The sequence below is a fragment of the Enterobacter sp. MGH 38 genome, from assembly GCF_000492855.1.
Classification (GTDB): domain Bacteria; phylum Pseudomonadota; class Gammaproteobacteria; order Enterobacterales; family Enterobacteriaceae; genus Enterobacter; species Enterobacter hormaechei_C.
Genome location: NZ_KI535608.1, coordinates 1,236,854 through 1,261,520, shown reverse-complemented (window position 1 = coordinate 1,261,520; position 24,667 = coordinate 1,236,854). Strand labels below are relative to the sequence as shown.

Below are 24,667 nucleotides of genomic sequence, written 5' to 3'. Positions count from 1 at the left end.
CCATGAGTAAAGCGATTATGCAGCAGACGTATAATTTTGAAGCCTTGCACGATAAAGGACTGGCGGAACATTTTCTTAATGCAGGAAAACATCTCAGTGGTGAGGTTGAAGTGTTGGGCTCGGCAATACGCTGTATTATGCTGACCGGTGACAATCTCTCTAATAAAGAGATTATCCTGCAACTGATTCACGCCCTCGAAATTACCGAGGAGCCCGAAGCCTGCGATGTCATTCGAAATACGCTTGAAATTGTTGTCGGTTTTACGCGCGATGATATCTGATAACAGATTATTGTGCTGGTGAGTGACTGTTTTTGCTGGTGGTAGAAAAGTTTCTCTGTCGTACCACCAGCATAGTGAACCCATTAACTAAATAGCCGTACCATTCGATCAAGCTCTTCTTCTTTAACCGCCCGGGAAAGATAATATCCCTGAAAGCGTTTAACTCCTAACGCGACAAGTTTTTTAAATTTTTCTTCGCTATCGACGCCTTCCGCAACGCATTCCCTTCCCGTCATGTCGCTGTATATCTGTATCGCTTTAATAATGCTATAGTCATTGTCGTTAGCAACAAAGTGCTCAACTATATCGCGGTCAAGCTTCAATCCATCAACATTAATCTGTCGGATGGGTAACATAGCGTAATCTCTGGAAAAGCAATCATCCAGAAACAGCCGACACCCCTCGGCGCGTAAACGCTGAAGAGTGACAGGAATATTTGGATCCTTTGTCACATCAATCGCTTCAGCTAATTCAAAGACAAGTTTCCCGGCCCACTGCGGCTTCAGTAACATCTCAACGGCTTTTTTCGCCATTCCCGGCAGCGCGTTCCCGGTAGCCAGTGGAGGCGGAATATTAACCGAAAAATAATATTTCCCATTGTATCTGTTGATACCTGACACGGCCGCGTGGATGACTAACGCCGTCAGCTTGAGCCATATTTCGCCATTTTTCACCCCACCCAGAAATTGGGCAGCCTTCAGAACCTGACCGTTTTTATGCCAGCGCAGCAGAATTTCAAAGCCTACTCCTTTTTTATCGCCATCGGTAATAATTTGATAAGCCGCAAAGATTTCCCGCTTATGTAACGCCTGCAAAATATCAATTTCCGCATCCGAAAACCCCTGCGGATTATTTTTTACTGCACAGACTTCATCTCTAAAAACACGTGTATCGCTAAACCACACCCTGATAAGATATAATTTATCCAACCCCACTTTTCTATGGGTATAAATGGTTTTATCTGACAACCCTAACCTCGCAGACTGCTCTTTTATCGAAATACCCCGATAAAAATTCAGCAATACGGTTAATTCGCGCTTTGTTAAACCATTCAGACTTTCTTTACCTTCTTTCTCGGGTCCATCACGCAATATGCGTGACGAATCGGTATGCACGTCATAAATGTTGTCTGCACAGTCCATTACGTCTGAAATATTCGCTATCCTGATCATCGATAACGATTTGGTATTATTAACGAGACTACACAACGTGGCATAAAGCCATCTCTCTGGTATTGCGCCATACAGCGTCACGCTACAAATAACCGGCAGCGCATTCAGCACCGATACCAACTGCTTCAGGCTTTCAAGAAAGGCAGCGACGTCGCGACCAAGAAAAACAGCAACTTCAGGTGGTTGATTTTGCATCATTTTATGAACATCACCTGAGCAAACTTCATCCTCTTCAAAATGGAGCCGCGTGGCGTTTACGCCACGTGACTTCAGAAGCAGGCTATACCCCTCGAAGGTGAAACCGCAGGCTGAAATAACAAACCGTTGCTTGTAGCACGTACCTTGTATAAAAGGTAAATTTTGAGACATAACCTGCTCCTGAGAATGCAAATAGTATTCCCATCTGTAATTAAAGCCAATACTCTTTGTCGCATTGAATAATTTTACCGCACCCTGTTTGGTTAATAAACCGTTATCAATGTTATGCACAGGAACATTTTTGCGTTAATCAACCGACTCATCCATATGCAGCATAAATATTACTTTCTTTTCATATAACGACAGTAAATATGCATTTCTCGAGGTATAATGAAAATTCCGAAAAAGAAGACCGGACACTTCATCTTATCGGCCCAGACAAAAAGAGAAAATGCTATGGATAATCACATCTCATCCAGGGCTTTGCTACATCGAAGGGATGTCATTAAAAACAACCCGCGATTTGGTGAAGCTATAACAGAACACTACAGAATTAATGATGTCATTTATAAAAAACAACCCTTGTTCTACAAAACGATGCTTCAGGAATCACGCTTCAACATAATATTGTCCATGTGTTGTTTTGTTTTTGGCAATCAGGCTGAGTCAGTTTCAGAGATTAAGGCGCTATGCACCCGTTATAATATCGCCAGCCCTAACAGTGTTATCGCGATCATTACCATACTTAAAACTACCGGGCGAATTAAGACCTGGCGCTGTAGTGAAGATCGCCGAAAAACAAAAATTGCGCCGACGGAAAAAGGACTCGATGAGCTTAAACGCTATATGTCCGGGGCGTTTACGCCTGTCAGCATTCTTTATCCGGCATTCAACATTAATGTTAACCTTCTGGACAATGACATTCTGAGGCACAACTTTTTCCGGCGCGCCGCAGAGTACCTTTTCCGCGGATTAACATTCAGGAAAGTGCTTCCGGAGGTGGGTTTATTTATTGATAAGGATGGTGGACGAATGATTATGCTCTATCTCTATTTGCAGGCCATTAAAAACAAAACAGCACACGGTGCCATAATAGCGTATTCAGCCAGCACGCTGGCAAAAGAATTTTTCGTCTCGCGTATTCACGTCAACCGCATTATCAAATCGGCGCAGGAGGCAGGTTATCTTAAAGATCGCGGCGATGGCCGGATGTCAATTTATCCGGCCTTTATCGAGCTTGTCGAAAATTATGCCGGATTATATTTTGCGTATGTCACACATTACATCAATGTGGTACCAAAAGAACGACGCCATGCTGTCAACATGACGCCTACACTCTGATCTGACGGGCGTTCGGTTTGCTGAACGCCTTTTTTACCGCTCGCGCAGCGCCTCTTTTGCCTTATTCAACGGTTTCAGCAGATAATCAATGACGGATTTACTGCCGGTTTTGATATCAACTGTGGCTATCATGCCCGGGAACACCGGGAACGCCTTGCCCTGCCTGTTGGTCAGATGGTTACTGTCTGTACGAATATAAACGCGATAATAATAAACATCCCGTTTCACCTCGTCCTGAAGGGTATCCGGGGAAATCATCGTCACCTCCCCTTCCAGCCCGCCGTAGATCGAGTAATCATAGGCGGTGATTTTCACCAGCGCTTTTTGCCCGGGATGGATAAACGCGACATCGCGCGGCGAGATTTTCGCTTCTATCACCATCTGGTCATCAAGCGGTACCAGGCTCATCAGTTTGCCGTTCGGCGGGATCACCCCGCCCACCGTCGTCACGTCAATATCCTTCACGATGCCACGCACCGGCGCATTAAACGTTAAGCGGGTGAGTGAATCTTCGCGTCCTTTCATGACCGAACGCTGCGCCTCTATTTCTGCGTTCGCTTTCGCCAGTTCTTCGCGGGCGCGAACGTAGTACTGGTTTTTCATCTCGGTGATTTTGCTCTCCAGCTCATTTTTTTGGCGTTCAAGGCGTAAGACTTCGACCTTACTGGCCGCCCCCTGCGTCACCAGCGGGCGCGTTAATGCCAGTTCACGCTGCACGAGATCCGCTCCCTGGCGTAAACCCGCCAGCCCTTTTTCAAGGCTTTCGCGACGTGACTGATAAAGCGCCGTTTCCTGTTTGACCAGCTCAACGTCGTCATCCAGCTCTGCCGGGAATGTCAGCCCGGTGTCGTTCACCTCAGCATTCAGACGCGCGGCCGTCGCCATTGCAGCGTTTAATCGAGACTCGCTCTCCAGCACGCTGGACTCGGTTTTCGTCCGGTCCAGTTGGGCAAGCTGTTGACCACGCTCGACGATGTCGCCTTCGCGCACCATCAGACTGTGAATAATCCCCCCTTCCAGGGACTGGATCACCTGCTCGTGGGAGGACGGGATCACCTTGCCACTGCCCGTCGTGACCTCATCCAGCTGGAACAGGCTGGCCCAGGTAATAAACACCACCAGCAGGGCAAACAGCGACCATGCCACCAGCGACGAACGCGGCAGGCGGGGCTCCTTCAGTCGGCTATTAAAGCGGGAGAAATCATTCATGCCACGCCCTCCGTTTTCAGTTTAACCGTACGCTGCGGCGCCTGATGCGGGGCCATTCCGTGCTGGCGTAAAATGGCATCACGAGGGCCATCCATCACCACTTTGCCGTTTTCCAGGACGATGATGCGGTCAACCAGGTCCAGAATCGGCAGGCGATGCGTCGCCACCACCAGCGTCCGGCGCTTACCGAGCCACTGGTGCAGATGCTGGATAAACTGCTTCTCGCTGACCTCATCCAGCCAGGCGGTGGGTTCATCCAGCAGCAGAATATTCGGCGAGGTGATCAGCGCGCGCGCCAGCAGCAGCGCCTGACGTTGCCCGCCGGAAAGCCCCGTTCCGCCCTCGTTGATGATGGTGTTTAGCCCCATTTTCTGCTTGCGCACAAACTCCAGCGCGCCGCTGTTGACCAGCGCCTGATGGATTTCCTCGTCTGTCGCCAGCGGATTACCCATCAGGATGTTGTCGCGTACGGATCCGAAGAACAGCCGCGCCTGCTGGCTGAGCAACTGCATATCGCGGCGCACGTCGGCCGGGTCAAGATGATTGAGAGCAATATCGTCCAGCAAAATGCTGCCCTGCTGCGGCTCCTGCATTCCCGCGAGGAGGTGCAGCAAGGTGCTTTTCCCCGAACCATTCCGCCCGAGCACCGCCACGCGCTCCCCGGCGCGAATGCGTAGTTTGCTGATATTCAGCACGGTGAGCTTCTCTTCTTCGTCGTAATAAAACCCGACGTCGTCCAGCCGATAATCACCGCGCAGGTGGGCTTTATGCACCTTCTTTCCGTGCTGGGGATCGTCAATCGGGCGCTGCATCAGGTCATCCAGTCCCTTGCGGGCCACCTTTGCTGACTGCCAGCGGGAAAGCACGCCAGAAATTTGCGACAGCGGCGCAATGGTCCGGGACGCCAGAATCGAGGTGCCCACCAGCGCACCGGTGGTCATGTCACCGCTGATGACCAGGTAACACCCCACCAGCAGCACCACGGCGTAGACGATAGATTGCACCTCCTGGGTCCAGGTTAGCAGCAGCCCCGTCAGCCAGCGCTGCTTCATGCCGACGCTGGCGGCAACGTCATTGGTGTTATTCCACTGGTTCTGGAACCGCTGCTCAGCGCGCATCAGCTTGATGTCCTCAAGCCCCTGCACCGCTTCCACCAGCGTGGCGTTGCGAATCGCCGATTCACGCATCCCTTCGCTGGAGAGTTTCCCCAGCGGGCGCTGCACCAGCAGGCCAGGAATAAGCAACAGCGGCACGGCGAGCAGGACCACCAGCACCAGCGGACCACCAATCATCCACAGAATGAAGACGAACAGCAGGAAGAACGGCAGATCGGAGAGGGCCGCAATGGTCGTCGAGGTGATCAGCTCGCGCACCGACTCCAGCTCGCGGATCTGCGCGATAAACGATCCGGTTGATTTCGAGCGTGCGCCGTTTTTAATCCGCAGCGCGTGGGCAAAGACGCGTTCAGAGATGCGCAGATCGGCGCGCTTCCCCACCACGTCAGAAATGTGCACGCGCAGCATGCGCATGATGAATTCGAACACGATGGCAATCATCACGCCGCCAAACAGCACCCACAGCGTGGCTTCTGACTGCGACGGTACCACCCTGTCGTAGACCTGCATGGAGAAGACCATGCCGGAAAGCGCCAGCACGTTGGCGACCAGCGCCACCAGCATAATATCGCTGTAACGACGCCAGTCTTTCAGCGCCAGCTGCCAGAACCAGTTTTTCTCATAGGGTTTGATGTAATCATCCACGCGCGCATCCGGCGTGGACTCCAGGGGACGCAGCACCATCAGCCCCTTTAACCGCGAACCGAGCTCGTCCCGCGTCAGCGTTGTCTCCAGGCCGCCGTCGCCGCTAAACTGCACGCTGACGTTCCCATCGTTGTCCATACGGTTGATGACCGCAATTTGCCCGCCGGTAAACTCCGCCAGCAGCGGTAAACGCCAGGGATCGAGCGATAGGGCTTCCGCCGCCACCCACCGCATCCCCAGCCCAAGCTGGCGCGCCATCTCCTCCAGCACCAGCTGGCGTGGCGACTGGCTTTCATGGTTAATCGTGACCCGAACATGCTCCGCCGAAAAATCCAGCCGATAATATTTCGCGATGATGAGCATGCCCTGCAACCAGGGTTCGTACTGTGGATGTGTCTTCATAATGCTACGTCCTGTTCAGGGCGATGATTTCGCACTGAAATGATACCTTTCCGGGATGATTAGAAATCGAACACTGTCTAAACGAGCCCGCAAAATAATCTTGTGAAATATAGGGTTATGGCTATTCGTGTAAAGAAACGCAAAAAGCCGCGAGGATCGCTCCCCGCGGCAGTGTTTTACGCAATTAACAGCTGGTGGTTCGCCAGCAGCGTCGCCAGATCTGTCTGCACCCCGTTCAGCGTCACCAGCGTGGTGGGCGAGAACTGACCGCCGGTGCCGTCCAGGTCAACCTGGATCTCGGTGTTGCTGCCGTTCTGCACCACGCGGATGTAGTCGGCGATGTTGCCCGCGCTGCTGTCCAGCGTCGCCACGCCGTTGACGTAGCTCGCCGAGCCGGTGCCTGTATAACCGCTGTCGGAAAGCAGGTCGCGCAGGTCGATACGGTCCGTATCCGCCGTCCCTTCCCAGGTGCCGACGGTAAAGCCGTTCACCACATCGCTGCCGTTGCCGCCCGTCGCGTCAGACGCGTTGATCAGCTTATAGAGCAACGTATCGTGACCGCCGCTGCCGATGTTGAAGGTGTCGTTCCCGCCCCGGCCTTCGAACTGGTTATCACCGCTGTTGCCGGTGATCACGTCGTCATAGTCGGAGCCGTTGATGCCTTCAATATTCACCAGTGTCGCGGTATCGAATCCGGTACTCTGCGCCGTAGAGCGTCCTAAATCGACGGTGACGCCGGAAGTGGCGTTGCGATAATCCACGACATCCATGCCACCCGTACTGCTCCACGTGTCGTGTTCAGAGGTCGTCGTCCAACCACCGGAACCGTTGTAGGTATACGTCCCTGCTTCAGCGATAAAGGTATCGTTGTAGCCGGTACCTGTCAGGGTGCCCTGGTGACCGCCCGTAGCAGCTTCAGCCGTCAGGGCGTAACTTTCTTTACCGTCTCCTGCCGTCAGCCCGTCCCAGGTTACGTTACTCGAAACACCGTTAACGGCACGAACCAGCACCGCGTGATACGTCTCGCTGGGATCCAGGCCGTAAAAACTGATGAGCGACGAGGAATCGTTAATGCCAATCCCGGACTGGGCATTGATGATTTCACTGGCGACCAGCTGGCCTGCCGCGTTGTACAGCTGGACAGTGTTGCCAAAGAAGGCGTTAATCCCTTCGCTGTCGACAATCTTCAGATGCAAGGCCGTACCTGGTGCGACCGTATTGGTATTCCGCTCCAGTAAAACCGTACCGTTTTGACGGAAAATGAGCAGATCCTGTGCGCCATCCCAGTCGTAATCAAGCAGAGCCGCGCCGGATACCTGAGTTGACGTAGCGGTACTGAATTTCGAAGCAGTAAAGCTTGCAGTACCTGCCAGTCCATCATTGGTGTAAAGATAAGACTGCCCGCTATTCGCCAGCTTGATGATGTCCATGTGACCGTCGAGGTTCCAGTCCACCGCCACGCTGACGTTACCCACAAACTTATCCGTGGTCGCCGTTCCAACCGCGGTGCCGGCCAGAAGGTTGCCGCTACCGTCGTTCAGCATTAACACCCCGCCCTGACTGGTTCCGCTGGAGGTACGGGACATGCTCATATACAGGTCCATGTAACCATCACCGTTAAAGTCGGCCCAGGTCATACTCACGGCATTGGACGCTGCGGCGGAACCATAGCCGCTGTACATGGTATTGGTGAAGTTTTGCCCCCACGTAAATGAGCCATTGCCCTGGTTAAACATGGTCGACAGGGCATAGTTGTTGCCCCCGTTGGTCGTATGCTGGGCAATATCCACTTTCCCGTCGTTGTTCAAATCCACACCGGACGTTTCAATCAGACTGTTGTAGTTACCTACCGTTGATCCCGATACGAAACTGGAGTACGTACCGGACTTCGAACTGCCCGTCAGCGTGCCGTTGTTATTGAGCATGACGGTGCTGGAATCAGGCCCGCCAGCATCGCCGATGACAAAGTCAGTGTAACCATCGCCCTTGATGTCAATGGCGACCACCGCGCCATACCACACCGCAGCCCCCATATTGGTCAGCGTACTGGAAGTGTATGTACCGTCTCCATTGTTAATCAGCTGCACCATGTACGAGTAACTTGTCCCTTCCGCCAGCACGTCAGCCAGCCCGTCGCGGTTGATATCCGCGTAAGTACCGGTTGTGTAACTCCCCGTCATTGAGAAATTGCCTGAAACGGTGTAAGCGTTACGGCTACTGGTATTGGCGGATGCGAATTGCTGGTTGGCCATAATCGTCCACAGCCCATCCGAATCCAGCATATAGCTGGCAGAATAGGAGTAGTTCGCGGCGGTAAATGACCAGGCCGGCGTCAATGATTCTTCACTCCCTACAATCAGGCTACCGGTGGTCAACCCAGCGGTATTACCGTTGCCGGCGCTGCTTTTCACCTGTGCCGTAACATCATAATTCTTCACGCTCAGCGCATCGCCGTCAGGGAGCTGCAAATACCATGTGTTGTTCTCCGGATCGACCACGACCGCACCGCCAGTCTCTGAGGTGTAGGTTTTATCGTTCACGGTGATAACCACGTACTCGCCGTTGGTCAGTCCCGCCGATACAAGTCCACTCAGAATCGGGGTGCTATCTGTCGTCGTCTGAGGGTTAATGGTCACGGTGGTGGTCGGGATGCTCGTATCCACTTTCAGCACGAAATCATCTGAGTCGGTGAAGTTACCTGCCAGATCGGTAACACGCAGCATATAGACGTGATTACCGTCATTCAGACCACTGTCCTGGAAATACCAGCTGGCGGCGCCGTTCATCGTCACCTGTCCCAGCAGCACACCGTCACGATACAGTTGCACGATCTCGCCATTGTCCGGCGCACGGTTAAGCGTCCCGTTAATCACTGGAGAGTTGTCATCTGTTGCCACCGAAGCGCCGAAGCTGCCCTGACGTTCGCCTTCCCCGTCGGTATAGCTGACCACCGTTCCCACCGTATCAGGCGGCGTGGTATCAACCGTTACTACCTGCGAAGTGGTTGAGCCGACGTTGCCCGCCTGGTCGATGATCCGCACCTGGTAGTTGTAATCCCCGTCCGCCAGATCGCGGGTGTCCGTATAGCTCCAGCGCTGGTTAGTGACGGTAGCGTCAATCCAGGTATTGCCGCCGTCGAGGCTAATCTGTACGCGCTCGTCGCTGGCCAGCGCGCTGCCCAACGAACCGTTGATTGTCAGCGATGTGTCCATGGTGATGAAATCACTTCCGGACTGCCCGGTATCTTCGCTGATGCTGTCAATGGTGATGCCGTACTGCGGCGCCTGGGTATCCACCGTCACGTCCTGCGTGGTGGTGGCCCCGACGTTGCCCGCCTGATCGACAACCCGCACCTGATAGCGGTAGTCGCCGTCGGCCAGGGTGCGCGCGTCGGTATAGCGCCACTGGGTACCGCTTACCGTGGCGTAAACCCAGGTGGTGCCGCCATCCATGCTCACCTGCACATACTCACCCGCCCCGAGTTCGGCCCCGAGCGTCCCGTTGAGCGTGTACGAGGTCGAACTGGTCAGGAAGTCATTGTTATCGAAACCGGTATCGACGGTGATGTTATCCACGGTCACCGTAATCGCCGCATCCGGCGCGACCGTATCGACCGTCACCTGCTGATGAGCGCTGGCACCCACGTTGCCCGCCGCATCCACTACGCGAACGTAGTAGTCATAGGTCTGGTTACCCAGCGTGCGGCCGTCCACGTAGTACCAACTGTTGCCGGTGACGATCACGTTCTGCCAGGTGACGCCGCCGTCGATGCTGATCTGGGCATATTCGCCGTCGGCCAGCGTCGCGCCGAGTGAGCCGTGCAGGGTCAGGGACGTGTCGCGAGTGATAAAGTCGCTGCTGCTCAGGCCGGTATCGTCGCTGATGCTGTCGATAGCGATCGTTTTGCTGGCGTCCGGCGCGACGGTATCAATGGTCACCACCTGGCTGGTGGTGGCGCTGATATTCCCCGCCTCGTCAATCACGCGCAGCTGGTAGTTGTAATCCCCGTCGGTCAGCGTACGGCCATCAATATACGTCCAGCTCAGGCCGCTAACGCTCACGTCAGTCCAGGTCGCGCCACCGTCCAGGCTGATCTGGGCGTGGTCGCCGCTGCCCAGGGCCGCGCCGAGCGTCCCTTTCAGGCTGATCTGGTTGTCGCTGGTAATGAAGTCGCTGTCGGACAGGCCGGTATCCTGCGAGACGGAATCCACGGTAATGGTCGCCGCCGCAGGCTTCGTCAGATCGATTACCACGTCCTGGCTGTCCGTTGCCCCAACGTTGCCCGCGTTATCAATCACGCGCACCTGGTACTGATACGTACCGTCCGTCAGGGTGCGACCATCAGTGTAGCGCCAGGTGGTGCCGGTGACGGTCAGGTCGATCCAGGTGACGCCGCCGTCAAGGCTGATCTGCGCCTTCTCGTTATTGCCGAGCTGCGCGGTCAGGGAACCATTCACCACCACCTGGCTGTCGTTGGTGATGAAGTCATTCGCGCTGAGGCCGGTATCGTTTTGCAGGGAATCAATGCTGATCCCCATCGACGGTGCGGTGAGATCCACGGTTACGGTGTGGTTATCGCTGACGCTGTTGCCGATGGCGTTGCTCACCTGCGCGTTAATCACGTACGAACCGCCGTCCGCCAGCGCGGTCACGTCTGCGCTGCCGACCGTATAGCTCCAGGTGCCGTCATTTTGAACGGTAGCCGTGTAGGTTTTACCGTTAAGCGTAATTGTCACCGTCTGGCCCGCTGGCGCATCGGTGGTGCCGCTGATAACCAGTGGCGTGCCATGTTCGGCGGCATTTACGATATCGTCCTGCGCAAAGGTGTTAATGGCGATGGTCGGCACGTCGCCGTTAAGCGTCACGTCGTGCGTTGCGCTGCCCGGGTTACCTGCCTTATCGCTCACCGTAGCCGTAATGGTGTAATCCCCGTCGCTCAGGCCAAGGAAATCACGCCCCGGCACGAAGACCGACCAGGAGCCGTCCGCCCCGACGGTCGCCTGATAGCTGTGGCCGTTGAAGGAGACGGTCACCGTCTGGCCCTGTTCCGCGGTGGTGGTCCCGCTGATGGTCTGTCCCGCCAGCTGCTCGGCGTTGTTGACGATATCGTCATCAGCCACGGTGCTAATGGTGACGGCTGGCGCGATGGTATCGACCGTTAAGGTATGCGTCGTCTGGCCGCTGTTACCGGCTTTATCGTTGACCGAGGCGGTCACCGTCAGCGCCCCCTGGCTCAGTGCAGCCAGATCGACTGCCGGAACATCCAGCGTCCACGTCCCGTCGTTTGCCACAAGCGCAGTGTAGGTTTTGCCGCCCAGCGTGACGGTCACCGTCTGGCCTGCTTCCGCGCTGGAAGAGCCTTGTACGGTGAGCGCCTGCTGGGCTTCCGCCGCATTCAGCACATCGTCGCCCGACAACGTGTTCACGCTAATCACCGGCGCGGTGGTGTCCACGCTGATGGTGTGCGTCGCCGAGGCGCTGTTCCCGGCGCTGTCCTGCGCCGAAACAGAAACCTGGTAGCTCGCGCCGTCGGCCAGGGTGCCCACGTCGGCGGCCGGTACGGTGGTTGTCCAGGAGCCATCGCTCTGGATAGTGGCCGTATAGCTCTTACCATTCAGGGTGATAGTGACCTGCGTACCGCTGGCGAACTGCGCGCTGGAGCCGTTGATGACCAGCGACGCGCCCGCTTCTGCCGCATTGATCACGTCATCACCGCTGAGGGTGTTGACGGTCAGCGCGACCGATGCGGTATTTACCACCACGTCGTGGGTCTGGGTGCTGCTGTTACCCGCACTGTCGGTGATAGTCGCGCTAAGGGTCACGGTGCCGTCGGTCAGCGCGGAAATCACGCTGGCCGGAACGCCCACGCTCCATTTGCCGCTGGCGTCAACGGTGGTGGTGTACTGGTTCGAACCGATGGTGATGACCACCTTATCGCCGACGCTGGCGCCGGTTGCGGTGCCGCTGACGATCTGCGCCTGCCCGTGCTCCACGCTGTTGATGACGTCATCGCCCGCCACAACGTTAAAGCTGACGGTCGGCGGCGTGGTATCAAGCGTAATCGCTTTCCCCGCGCTGCCCGGATTACCCGCGGCGTCACTCACGCTGGCCTGCACGGTGTAACCGTTATCCGCCAGTGCGGACAGGTCTGTGCCCGGCACGTTCACGCTCCAGACGCCGCCCTGCTGAACCTGTGCGGTATAGCTGTTTCCGCCCAGCGTCACGGTGACCGTCTGACCGACTTCAGCCGTGGTGGTGCCGGAAATGTCCACGCCCGCAGCCGCTTCGCTGCCGTTGATCACGTTGTCGCCGGTTACCGTATCAATGTTCACGGTTGGCGCAGTCGCGTCCACGCTATATTCGCGGCCCGCCGAGGCGCTGTTGCCGTGCGCGTTGGTGACGCTCACCTGCACGCTGGCGTCACCGTCCTTCAGGCCCGCGAGATCGGCGGAAGGCACGGTGGCCGTCCAGTTACCGTCAGCATCCACCTTCGCGGTGTACGTCTTGCCGCCGAAGGTAACGGTAACGGTCTGGTTTTCCTCCACGTTCGAGGTGCTGCCGGAGAGCACCAGATCCACGCCTTTCTCCGCCGCGTTAATCACGTCGTCGGTGGCAATCGCATCAATGCTGATAGCCACCGCCGCCAGATCGACGGTCACGTCATGGCTGATGGTCACCGGGTTGCCCGCCGCGCTCTGGCCTGCCACGGTCACGGTGACGGTACCTGCTGCGAAGGCCGCGACGTCTGCCGCCGGGATCGCCGCGTTCCAGGAGCCGTCTGCCAGTACCGACGCGGCATAGGTCTTGCCATTCACGGTCACGGTGAGCGTTGTGCCTGCCGCCAGCCCGTCACTGGTGCCGGAGACGATCAGGTTTTGACCATGCTCAATGCTGTTGATCACGTCATCGCCCGCCACGGTATTCACGCGCAGCCCCGGCAGGCTGGCGTCGATAGTGATATCGCGCTCGCCTGTTCCCGTGTTGCCGTGGCCGTTGGTCACAGTCGCAGACACCGTCAGGTCGCCGTTGCCCAGCGCCGTCAGGACGGATTCCGGCACGTTCACGGACCAGGTCAGATCGCTCTGCACTGTCGCGGTGTACGTGTTGCCGCCAATGGTCACGGTGACGGTATTGCCCGCCTCCGCGTTCGCTACCTTGCCGCTGAGGGTCTGACCCGCGGCCACTTCCGCCGCGTTGATGACGTTATCGCCCGCAATGGTGTTGATGGTGACGGTTGGCAACGCGGTATCTACCAGCAGGTTCGCGGTGTTGCTCACGCTGTTGCCCACGCCGTTGGTGGCCGTCGCGTTCAGGGTGTAACTGGCCTGACCGAGACCGGTCAGATCCGCAGCCGGAACCGTCAGGCTCCAGGTGCCGTCTGCCGCAGTTGTCGCCGTGTAGTTTTTACCGTTCAGGGTCACGGTGACCTGGGTGCCTTCCGCCAGGTTGGCGCTGGTGCCGCTGACGCTCAGATCCTGGCCTTTTTCAACGGCGTTCAGGACGTTGTCATCGCTGATGGCGTTGAAGCTGACCGATGGCAGACCGGTATCGACGGTCACATTATGCGTGCCGCTGCCGGTATTGCCCGCCGCGTCGGTGACTGACACAGAGAATCACATTCGCCGGAACGCCCACGCTCCAGTTACCCGCCGCGTCCAGCACGGTGGTATAAGTCTGGCCGCCGATCGTGACGGTGACCTTATCGCCCGCCGCCGCGCCGGTGGCGGAGCCGCTGATAATCTGCGCCTGATTGTGTTCAGCCACGTTAATCACGTCGTCGCCTGCCACGGTGTGGATGGTCACTGCCGGAACGGTGACGTCCACCGTAAGGTTGTGGTCCGCCGACGCCGGGTTACCCGCCTTGTCGCTCACGCTCGCGGTCACGGTGACGCTGCCGTCGCTTAATCCTGCCAGATCCGCCGCCGGAACGTTCAGCGTCCAGCTGCCGTTCGCGCTGACGGTTGTGGTGTAATCTTTGCCGTTCAGCGATACGGTCACCGTCTGGCCCGCTTCGGCGGTGCTGGTGCCGGAGATTGCCAGGTCGGACTGCGCTTCTGAGGCGTTGAGGATATCGTCGGTGGCAATGGTGTTGATGGTCACGGACGGCGCGGTAGCATCCACGCTGTACTCACGGCCCGCCGAGGCGCTGTTGCCGTTCACATTGGTGACGCTCACCTGTACGCTGGCGTCACCATCCTTCAGGCCAGCCAGATCCGCTGACGGCACGGTGTAAGTCCAGTTGCCGCTGTCGTCCACGGTGGTGGTGTAGATCCTGCCGTTCAGACTAATGGTCACGGTCTGCCCGGCTTCCACGTTGGTGGTCACACCGGACAGCACCAGATCCGCGCCCTTCTCCGCCGCGTTAATCACGTCGTCGGTGGCAAGCGCATTGATGCTGATGGCAACGGTAGCCAGATCCACGGTCACGTCGTGGCTGATGGTGATCGGATTACCCGCCGCGCTGTCACCGGTAACGCTGATTTTCACGGTGCCTTCCGGCCACGCGCTCACGTCGGTGGACGGGATCGCCGCGCGCCAGGTGCCGTCTGCCAGCACCGTTGCCGCGTAATCTTTACCGTTGACGGTAACCGTCAGCGCCGTGCCCGGCGCCAGCCCGTCGCTGGTGCCTGAAACAATCAGGTTCTGCGCGTGCTCGATGGTGTTGACCACGTCGTCACCCGCCACGGTATCGACGCGCAGCCCCGGCAGGTTAGCGTCGATAGCGATCTCGCGTTCGCCGGTGCCGGTGTTGCCGTGGCCGTTGGTGACGGTCGCGGTTACGCTCAGGCTGCCGTTGCCGAGTGCGGTCAGCACGTCAGACGGCACGTTGACGGACCAGGACAGATTATTCTGCACCGTTGCGGTGTAGCTGTGGCCGCCGATAGCGACGGTCACGGTGTTGCCCGCTTCGGCATTCGCCACGGTGCCGCTCAGGGTCTGACCCGCGGCCACTTCCGCCGCGTTGATGACGTTGTCGCCCGCCACGGTGTTGATGGTGACGGTTGGCAGCGCGGTGTCGACAAGCAGGTTCGCAGAATTGCTCACGCTGTTGCCCACGCCGTTGGTGGCCGTCGCGTTCAGGGTGTAACTGGCCTGACCGAGACCGGTCAGATCCGCAGCCGGAACCGTCAGGCTCCAGGTGCCGTCTGCCGCAGTTGTCGCCGTGTAGTTTTTACCGTTCAGGGTCACGGTGACCTGGGTGCCTTCCGCAAGGTTGGCGCTGGTGCCGCTGACGCTCAGATCCTGGCCTTTTTCAACGGCGTTCAGGACGTTGTCATCGCTGATGGCGTTGAAGCTGACCGATGGCAGACCGGTATCGACGGTCACATTATGCGTGCCGCTGCCGGTATTGCCCGCCGCGTCGGTGACTGACACAGAGACGGTCACGGTGCCGTCGCTGAGGCCTGAAATCACATTCGCCGGAACGCCCACGCTCCAGTTACCCGCCGCATCCAGCACGGTGGTATAAGTCTGGCCGCCGATCGTGACGGTGACCTTATCGCCCGCCGCCGCGCCGGTGGCGGAGCCGCTGATAATCTGCGCCTGATTGTGTTCAGCCACGTTAATCACGTCGTCGCCTGCCACGGTGTGGATGGTCACCGCAGGTACGGTGACGTCCACCGTCAGGGCGTGGTCAACCGACGCCGGGTTACCCGCCTTGTCGCTCACGCTCGCGGTTACGGTGACGCTGCCGTCGGTTAATCCTGCAAGGTCAGCTGCCGGCACGTTCAGCGTCCAGCTGCCGTTCGCGCTGACGGTTGTGGTGTAATCTTTGCCGTTCAGCGATACGGTCACCGTCTGGCCTGCTTCGGCGGTGCTGGTGCCGGAGATTGCAAGGTCGGACTGTGCTTCTGAGGCGTTGAGGATATCGTCGGTGGCAATCGTGTTGATGGTCACGGACGGCGCGGTAGCATCCACGCTGTACTCGCGGCCCGCAGACGCGCTGTTGCCGTTCACGTTGGTGACGCTCACCTGCACGCTGGCATCACCGTCTTTCAGACCAGTCAGATCCGCAGACGGCACCGTGGCGGTCCATTTACCCTCAGCGTCCACCGTGGCGGTGTAGCTCTTGCCGCCGAAGGTGATGGTGACGGTTTGATTTTCCTCTACATTCGCGGTGGTGCCGGAGAGCACCAGATCCGCACCCCTCTCGGCGGCGTTGATCACGTCGTCGGAAGCGATGGCGTCAATGCTGATCGCGACGTTTGCCAGATCCACCGTCACATCATGGTTGATAGTCACCGGATTGCCCGCGCTGCTCTGGCCTTCAACGTTCACGGTGACCGCGCCTGCGGCAAGGGCACTCACGTCCGCAGAAGGGATCGCCGCGCTCCAGGTGCCGTCTGCCAGCACCGTGGCTGCATAGGTTTTACCGTTTACGGTGACGGTCAGCGCTGTGCCCGCCGTCAGGCCGTCGCTTGAACCCGTGATAATCAGATTCTGCCCGTGTTCGATGCTGTTAATCACGTCATCGCCCGCTACGGTGTCCACGCGCAGGCCCGGCAGATTCGCGTCGATAGTGATATCGCGCTCTCCGCTGCCGCTGTTGCCCACGCCGTTCGTGACGCTGGCGGTCACGGTCAGATCGCCATTGCCCAGCGCGGTGAGCACAGATTCCGGTACGCTGACGGACCAGGTCAGATCGCTCTGCACCGTTGCGGTGTAGTTATGGCCGCCAACAGACACAGTCACGGTGTTGCCCGCTTCGGCATTCACCACTGTGCCGCTAATGGTCTGGCCGGTTGCCAGCTCCGCCGCGTTGATCACGTCGTCGCCCGCCACGGCGTTAATGATGACGCCAGGCAGCACGGATTCCACGTTCACGGTGTGCGAGGTGCTGGTGCTGTTGCCGACGCTGTCCGTTGCGGAGGCCGACACGGTGTAAAGCGCTTCACCCAGTTGCCCCACCTCGCTCGCCGGAACGGTTGTGGTCCATTGGCCATTGGTATCCACCGTGGCGCTGTACGCTTTGCCGTTGAGCATCACGGTGACCACCGCGCCCGCGGCCAGCCCGGAAGCCGTACCTGTGATGGTCAGATCCTGCGTTTTCTCACTGCTGTTGATCACATCGTCGCCGGACACGGTGTCAATGTTCAGCACCGGCGCAGTGAGGTTGACTTCAACCTCGTGCGTTGTGCTGTTGCTGTTTCCGGCTTTATCGGTCAGCGCCGCGGTGATGGTGTGATCCCCGGCGGTCAGGGCACTCACGTCCGCCGCAGGCACGCCCACGCTCCACCTGCCGGAAGCGTCCAGGGTCGCCGTGTAATCTTTGTTATTGATGGTGACGGTCACTACGTCGCCCGCCGCCGCACCGGTCACGGAACCGGTGACAATCAGCGCCTGCGCATGCTCGGCGCTGTTGATCACGTCGTCGTCGGAAACGGTGTTAATGGTCAGCTGTGGCACCGTGGTATCCACCAGCACATCGCGGTCCGCCAAGGCCGGGTTACCCGCCTTATCCGCGACGGCTGCCGTGATGGTGTAACTGCCGTCGGTAATCGCGCCGATATCCGCAGACGGTACGGTGACGCTCCAGCTGCCGTTCGCCTGTACGGTGGTGGTGTAGTCCACGCCGTTCAGCGTCACGGTGACGGTCTGGCCCGCTTCGGCGTTGGAGACACCGTTAACGACCAGATCCTGCTGCGCTTCGGCCGCGTTGATGATGTTGTTGTCGCTGACGATCTCGATGGACACCGTCGGCGCGGTGGCGTCCACGCTGTACTCGCGGCCCGCCGAGGCGCTGTTGCCGTTCACGTTGGTGACGCTGACCTGCACGCTGGCGTCGCCGTCTTTCAGGCTACCTAAATCGGCAGACGGTACGGTCGCCGTCCAGTGGCCGCTGGCATCCACCGTCGCGATATAGGTCTTACCGCCGAAAGTGATGGTAACAGTCTGGTTTTCTTCCACGTTGGTGGTGGCACCCGACAGCACCAGATCTGCGCCTTTTTCTGCCGCATTGATTACGTCGTCGGTAGCGATAGCGTCAATGCTGATAGCAACCGTCGCCAGGTCGATCTTCACGTCGTGGCTGATAGAAACCGGGTTGCCCGCTGCGCTCTGGCCTTCAACGGTCACGGTGACGGTGCCTTCGCTCAGCGCGCCGACGTCTGCTGCCGGAACGGCGGCCGTCCAGGTAGCGTCTGCCAGTACGGTGGCCGCGTAGGTTTTACCGTTAACGGTCACCGTCAATGCTGAACCCGCTGCCAGACCGTCGCTGGAGCCGGTGATAATAAGGTTTTGTCCGTGTTCGATGCTGTTGATCACGTCGTCACCCGCCACCTTATCGACCCGCAGGCCAGGCAGGTTGGCATCAATCGTGATGTCGCGCTCGCCGGAGCCGGTATTACCGTGGCCGTTAGTGACGCTGGCGGATACGGTCAGGTCGCCGTTGCCGATGGCGGTTAACACGTCAGACGCGACGTTAACCGACCAGCTTAAATCGTCCTGCACGGTTGTCGTGTAGGTATTGCCACCCACCGAAATTGTGACAGTGTCACCACTCGCAGCACCGCTCACTTTCCCGCTCAGGGTTTGTCCGGAAGCCACTTCCGCCGCGTTAATCACGTCGTCGGTGGCAACCGCATTAATGGTGACCTGCGGCAGCGCGCTGTCGACCAGCACGCTATGGCTGGTGTTCGCACTATTACCCGCAGTATCGGTCACGCTGGCCGTCACGCTATAGCTCGCTTCGCCCAATGCCGAGACGTTTGCCGCCGGAACGGTGACGCTCCAGTTACCGCTGGCATCGGTGGTGGCGGCGTAACTGATACCGTTCAGGGTTACGGTGATGCGGGTCCCGTCCGGCTGGTTGCTGGTACCGGAGATCAACAGGTCCTGGCCTTTTTCGGTCGCGTTGATCACGTCGTCAACCGCCAGGGTATTGATGGCAATCACCGGCGCGGTCAGGGAAACGTCAAACGCATGCGTCGCGCTGGTGCTGTTGCCCGCTTTATCGGTGACCGTGGCGGAGATCGTCTGATCGCCGTTAGCCAGCGCGCCCACGTCCGTCGCCGGAACGCCCACGCTCCAGTTACCGGCACCGTCCAGCATCGCTGTGTAGTCTTTGCCGTTCAGGGTCAAGGTAATCACATCGCCCGCCTGCGCGCCCGTCACCTTGCCGGTGACAATCAGCGCCTGGCCGTGCTCGGCAATATTAACAATGTTGTCGCCCGCCACAATGTCGAAGGTAATCTGCGGCACGGTAGTGTCGACCAGCACGGACGCCCCTGCACTGGCCGGGTTGCCCGCTTTATCGGACACGGTCACCGTGACCGCCGCGCTGCCGTCGGCGATCCCCGCCAGATCCGCCGCCGGTACGTCCAGCGTCCAGCTGCCGTTTGCCTGCACCTGGGCGGTGTACTGATTGCCGTTGAAGGTCACGGTGACCGTCTGGCCTGCTTCGGCAGTAGACCTCCCGCTCAGGGTCAGCTCCTGCGCCGCCTCTGCCGCATTCAGCATGTTGTCGCCGCTGATGGTGTTGATGGTGACCGCTGGCGCGGCGGTAGCGACGCTGAATGCCAGCGAGGAAGAGGCCGCGTTGCCGTTCACGTTGGTTACGCTGACCTGTACGCTGGCTTCGCCGTCCTTCAGGCCGCTCAGATCGGCAGCCGGTACGGTGCAGGTCCAGTCACCGTTGGCATCGACCGTCGTGGTCCAGGTTTTACCCGCAAAGATAATGGTAACGGTCTGGCCCGCTTCAACGTTCGAGGAGGAGCCGGACAGCACCAGATCCTGGCCTTTTTCTGCCGCGTTCAGCACGTTGTCGTCCGTCACGCTGTTAATGCTTATCGCCACCGGGGCGAGATCGACATCCACAACGGTACCGATGTTCACCGGGTTGCCGGAGGTATCCTGCGCGCTGGCGCTGATGGTGAGCGACCCGTCCGCCCACCGGGAGACGTCTGCGGCCGGAACCGCAGCCTGCCATGTGCCGTCCGCCAGTACCGATGCGGAATAACTCTTGCCGTTGATGGTCACGGTGACGGTGCTACCCGCCGCCAGGTCGGTGCTGGTGCCGGAGATAACCAGGTTCTGCACGTGTTCAATAACGTTAATGACGTCGTCACCGGCGACGGTATCAATGCGCAGGCCGGGCAGCTCGGCGTCAATGGTGACATCCAGGGAAGACGATCCGGTATTGCCGTGCGCGTTCGTCACGCTGGCCGATACGGTCAGATCGCCGTTGCCGAGCGCGGTTAACTGACTCTGGGTTAACGGCAGGCTCCAGGTGAGATCGTCCTGTACGGTAGCCGTGTATGTCTGCCCGCCGAGGATAATCGTGACGGTATCGCCCGATGCCGCGTTAGAAACCTTTCCGGTCAGGGTTTGCCCTGCGGCCACTTCCGCCGCGTTGACGATATTGTCGCCCGCGAAGTTGTTGAGGGTAACAACCGGCAGCGAGCTGTCCACCAGCACATCGTGCGTGGCAGCGGCGCTATTGCCCACATTATCGGTGACGCTCGCCGTTACGGTGTAATTGGCTTCACCCAGCGCGCTCACCGCAGAGGCGGGTACGGTAACGCTCCAGTTGCCGCTGACGTCGGTGGTGGCGGTGTAGTTGATACCGTTCAGATTAACAGTGATGGTGGTTCCTTCCGGCTGGTTGCTGGTACCGGAAAGCAGCAGATCTTCGCCCTTCTCTGCCGCATTGATCACGTCATCCGCTGCCAGCGTGTTAATACCGATAACGGGCGTCACAGTATTGACCACCACATCCGCTGAACTGCTGCCGGTGTTGCCGGACCGATCGGTCACGGAGACGTTAATGGTCCAGGTGCCGTCCGTCAGCCCCTGAATGACGGACGCAGGCAGGCCAAGGCTCCAGTTGCCTGCCGCATCCACCACGGTGGTGTGGTCCACGTTATTGATGGTGATGGTGACCAAATCGCCCGCCGCCGCGCCGGTGACGGAGCCGCTCAGGATCTGCGCCTGAGCATGGGCCAGCTGGTTAACGGTGTTGGTGTCGGTGACGAAATCGTTGATGGTCACCTGCGGTACGGTGGCATCCACCAGCCCAACGCGATCCGCGCTGCTGCTGTTGCCCGCCACGTCAGTGACGGTGGCCGTCACGGTGACATTGCCATCGGTCAGCGCGCCTACGTCGGCGGCAGGCACGTTCAGCTGCCAGCGACCGTCCGCCTGTACCGTGGTCTGGTAAGTTTTACCGTTCAGCGTCACGGTGACCGTCTGGCCCGTTTCAGCGGTTGTGCTGCCGCTGAGCACCAGATCCTGCTGCGCTTCTGCCGCATTAATGATGTTGTCGTCGGTCAGGTTATCAAGCGTAATGGCTGGCGGCTGCGTATCGACGATCACCACGCGTGACGCGTCCGCGCTGTTGCCGTTGACGTTAGTCACGCTGACGCTCACCTGCGCACGCCCGTCGATCAGCGTTTCCATCGCGCTCGCCGGAACGGTCAGGTGCCAGGAGCCGTCCTGCTGCACCTGTGCGGTAAAGGTTTGATCCGCGAATTTCACCACCACGGTCTGCCCGGCCTCCACGCCCTGCGTCTGACCAGAAAGCGTGACATCCGCGCCTTTTTCCGCCGCGTTGAGCATATCGTCAGTGGTTACGGTATCGATGGTGACAGCCACCGCATTCAGGTCAAGCTCGATCGGGTGTTCAGCCGCCACGGTGTTGCCCCAGGCATCTTCCGCGCTGACGCTGACGGTCATGCCTCCCGCCGTCCATGCCTGAAGGTCCGCCGCCGGCACGCCAATCTGCCAGCTGCCGCTGGCGTTAACCGTGGTGACGTATTCGACATTATTGATGGTGACGGTGATCTGTGTGCCTTCGGCCAGATGAGTGCTGGAGCCGGTTACGGCCAGATCCTGCTGCTGCTCGATGGCGTTAATCACGTCATCGCCAGAGATCGTGTTCACGCGCAGGCCCGGCAGTTCGGCGTTGATGTTGATATCACGTTCGCCGGTGCCGGTATTGCCGTGCGCATTGGTGACAGAGGCGCTGAAGGTTAAATCGCCGTCGCCAAACGCCTGGAGGTCGGCCGATGGGATCGTCACGCTCCATTTCAGGTCGCTGCCAACCGTCGCGGTGTAGCTCTTGCCGCCCACGGTGACAGAGACGGTATCGCCCGCCGCCGCGCCGGTGACGCGTCCACTGAGGGTTTGGTCAACCGCCGCTTCGGCGTTATTGACCAGGTTATCCCCGGCAAAGGTGTTGACGATCACCTGCGGCAGCACGGTGTCTACCAGCAGATTCGCCTCGGCGGAGCCGCTGTTACCCACGCTGTCGGTGCCGCTGACGCTGACGGTGTAAAGGGTATTCGCCAGATCCAGCACGTCGGAGACCGGCACCTGAACGGACCAGCGACCGTTCTCAACGGTGGTCTGATAGTTAACGTTGTTCAGCGTCACGGTGACAGCGCTGCCGTTCGGCAGATTACTGGTCCCGCTCAGGCTCAGGGGCTGCATGGCCTCCTGCGCATTCAGGACGTTATCCTGGCTGATGGGATCAAGGGTAAATTCCGGCGGGTTGCCGCTCAGCGTAATGCCGTGCGTCGCGCTGCCGGTGTTGCCCGCCGCATCGGTCACGGCGACCGAAATGCTGTGGCTACCTTCCCCCAGCGCGCCAATGACGGAGGCAGGCACGCCGACGCTCCAGCTGCCGTCCGCCTGGACGACACCGGTAAAGGTCTTGCCGCCAACGGTCACGGTGACAACGTCGCCCTCCGCCGCGCCGTTCGCCTGGCCGGAAATAATCTGCGCCTGCCCTTGCTCGCTGGTGTTCAGAATGTCGTCGCCCGCGACGGTGTTGATAGTGACCACTGGCGCTGCGGTATCGACCGTGAAATCGGCGGTGATGGAGGACCCATTACCCGCTTTGTCGCTGACGTTTACCGTCAGGGTGTGCTCGCCGTTAGCCAGCGTCTGTACTTCACTGGCCGGAAGCGTAACGAACCAGCTGCCGTCGCTGCCCACGGTCGCCGTGTGATTTTTGCCGTTCAGCGTGACCGTCACAATCTGGCCCGCTTCCGCATCGGTTTTCCCCGTCAGCGTCAGCGGCTGATTATGTTCAGCCGCGTTGATGATGTTGTCCTGGGCGATCGTGTCGACAGAGATCACTGGCGAGGCGGTATCCACGCCAATCGTCTGGCTGCCGGACACGGTGTTGCCCGCCGCGTCTTTTCCGCTGACGTTGACCGTCCAGGTACCATCGCCCAGCGCCTGTGCGTCGGCAGCAGGCACCTTCACGCTCCATGCGCCGTTTGCTCCCACTTCTGCGGTATAGGTTTTACCGTTGAGCGTGACGGTAAGCTCCGTTCCCTGCGCCAGGTTTTTGCTGGTGCCGGACAGCGTAAAGCCCGCGGACTGTTCGCTGGCGTTGATCACGTTATCGCCCGCCGTGGTGGCGAGCGTCACGCTGGTATCCGCTGTAGAAACGGTTACGGTAATACTGCCCGCAGAGGTCGTTTTACTGCCGTCGATCTGTACGACGGACCAGGTATGTTCCCCGTCCGCCTGGGTCGGAAGTGTTACCGTCCAGGTGCCGTCCTTCGCGACCATGGTGCTGGCGATGGTGCTGCCGCTGCCGTCTTTAACCTGAATGGTCGCGCCCGGCTGCCCGGTACCGCTGAAGGTGGGGGTGTTATCATCCGTGACCTCTTTTGCACTCAGCACGCCCTGCTTGTCACCCGCGTTGTCCGCCAGCAAAAATGTCGGCGTAGCGCTTTCGACTTCTTTTGTATTATCAATAACCCTGGTTTTGGTTTCGCCATCGCCGCCGTGAGCCAGCAGTGCGCCGATCGCACCGCCCCCTAACGCCGCACCGGCAATCCAGCCCCACGGCGCATCGCTTAATACGCTTCCCTGCTCCAGGAAAGGTTCAATGCTGCTAATGGGTGCAGCCTGGGCGGTTAATTCGGTGGCGGCAACGCCTGATGCTTCGCCGGCATCGGCAAATGAAATATGCGTCAACGCCTGGTTATCGTTAAATACCAGTTCGGAATGATTATGGGTTTCCGTGTCTTCGACAAAATAATTATTGCAGCGGATCACGCTGCCATCTTTCATATAAATGAGGAGGTCATTCCCCTGGCGGACATAACGCACCACGTCCTGAGCAGAACCCTGAATTTCAATCACGCTCGGTGAGGAAATAGAAACCGAGAGATTCCCTTCACCGGTTAATTTCGTCTTCTCTGCCGTTTTGCGAATGATGACATCAACAACTTTTGCGGTACTCATATTCTTCTCCTTGCAGGTGCGCGTATTCCTGTGGATATGTCCACCAGAGGGATGTAGCTATCCTTGGGAAAAATCACCCATTATTGTCTGACTTATTTCGCGC

At 58.6% G+C, this 24,667-nt stretch carries 5 protein-coding genes and 1 pseudogene; 2 read left to right on the top strand and 4 right to left on the bottom strand.

All coding sequences use genetic code 11. The features are described 5' to 3' along the window. The first annotated feature begins 2 nt into the window (after positions 1–2). A complete protein-coding gene (locus L384_RS05465; RefSeq protein ID WP_044596271.1) occupies positions 3–281 on the top strand; it encodes a biofilm development regulator YmgB/AriR family protein in 279 nt (92 codons plus the stop codon). Positions 282–364: 83 nt separating this feature from the next. Here the strand turns inward: L384_RS05465 and L384_RS05470 are convergent, their stop codons facing one another. After that, the gene (locus tag L384_RS05470; protein ID WP_023324624.1) at positions 365–1,822 is read right to left on the bottom strand and encodes an EAL domain-containing protein; all 1,458 of its coding nucleotides are present in this window, start codon (positions 1,820–1,822) and stop codon (positions 365–367) included. Positions 1,823–2,107: 285 nt separating this feature from the next. Between L384_RS05470 and L384_RS05475 the strand changes: the two genes are divergently transcribed. Then, positions 2,108–2,992 carry a hypothetical protein gene (locus L384_RS05475; RefSeq protein ID WP_032610223.1) on the top strand — a complete coding sequence of 295 codons (885 nt, stop codon included), beginning with the start codon at positions 2,108–2,110 and terminating at the stop codon, positions 2,990–2,992. Positions 2,993–3,025: 33 nt separating this feature from the next. Here L384_RS05475 and L384_RS05480 read toward each other — a convergent pair whose 3' ends face one another. The 3 genes and pseudogenes from L384_RS05480 to L384_RS0121240 form a co-directional block, all read right to left on the bottom strand. Then, positions 3,026–4,201 carry an HlyD family type I secretion periplasmic adaptor subunit gene (locus L384_RS05480; protein ID WP_022651165.1) on the bottom strand — a complete coding sequence of 392 codons (1,176 nt, stop codon included), beginning with the start codon at positions 4,199–4,201 and terminating at the stop codon, positions 3,026–3,028. After that, positions 4,198–6,363: a type I secretion system permease/ATPase gene (locus tag L384_RS05485; RefSeq protein WP_023324622.1), complete on the bottom strand. Its 2,166-nt coding sequence runs from the start codon at positions 6,361–6,363 to the stop codon at positions 4,198–4,200. Before L384_RS05485 ends, L384_RS05480 begins: the two co-directional genes overlap by 4 nt. 176 nt (positions 6,364–6,539) lie before the next feature. Continuing rightward, positions 6,540–24,564, bottom strand: a pseudogene (locus tag L384_RS0121240) (Ig-like domain-containing protein). Positions 24,565–24,667: the final 103 nt, after the last annotated feature.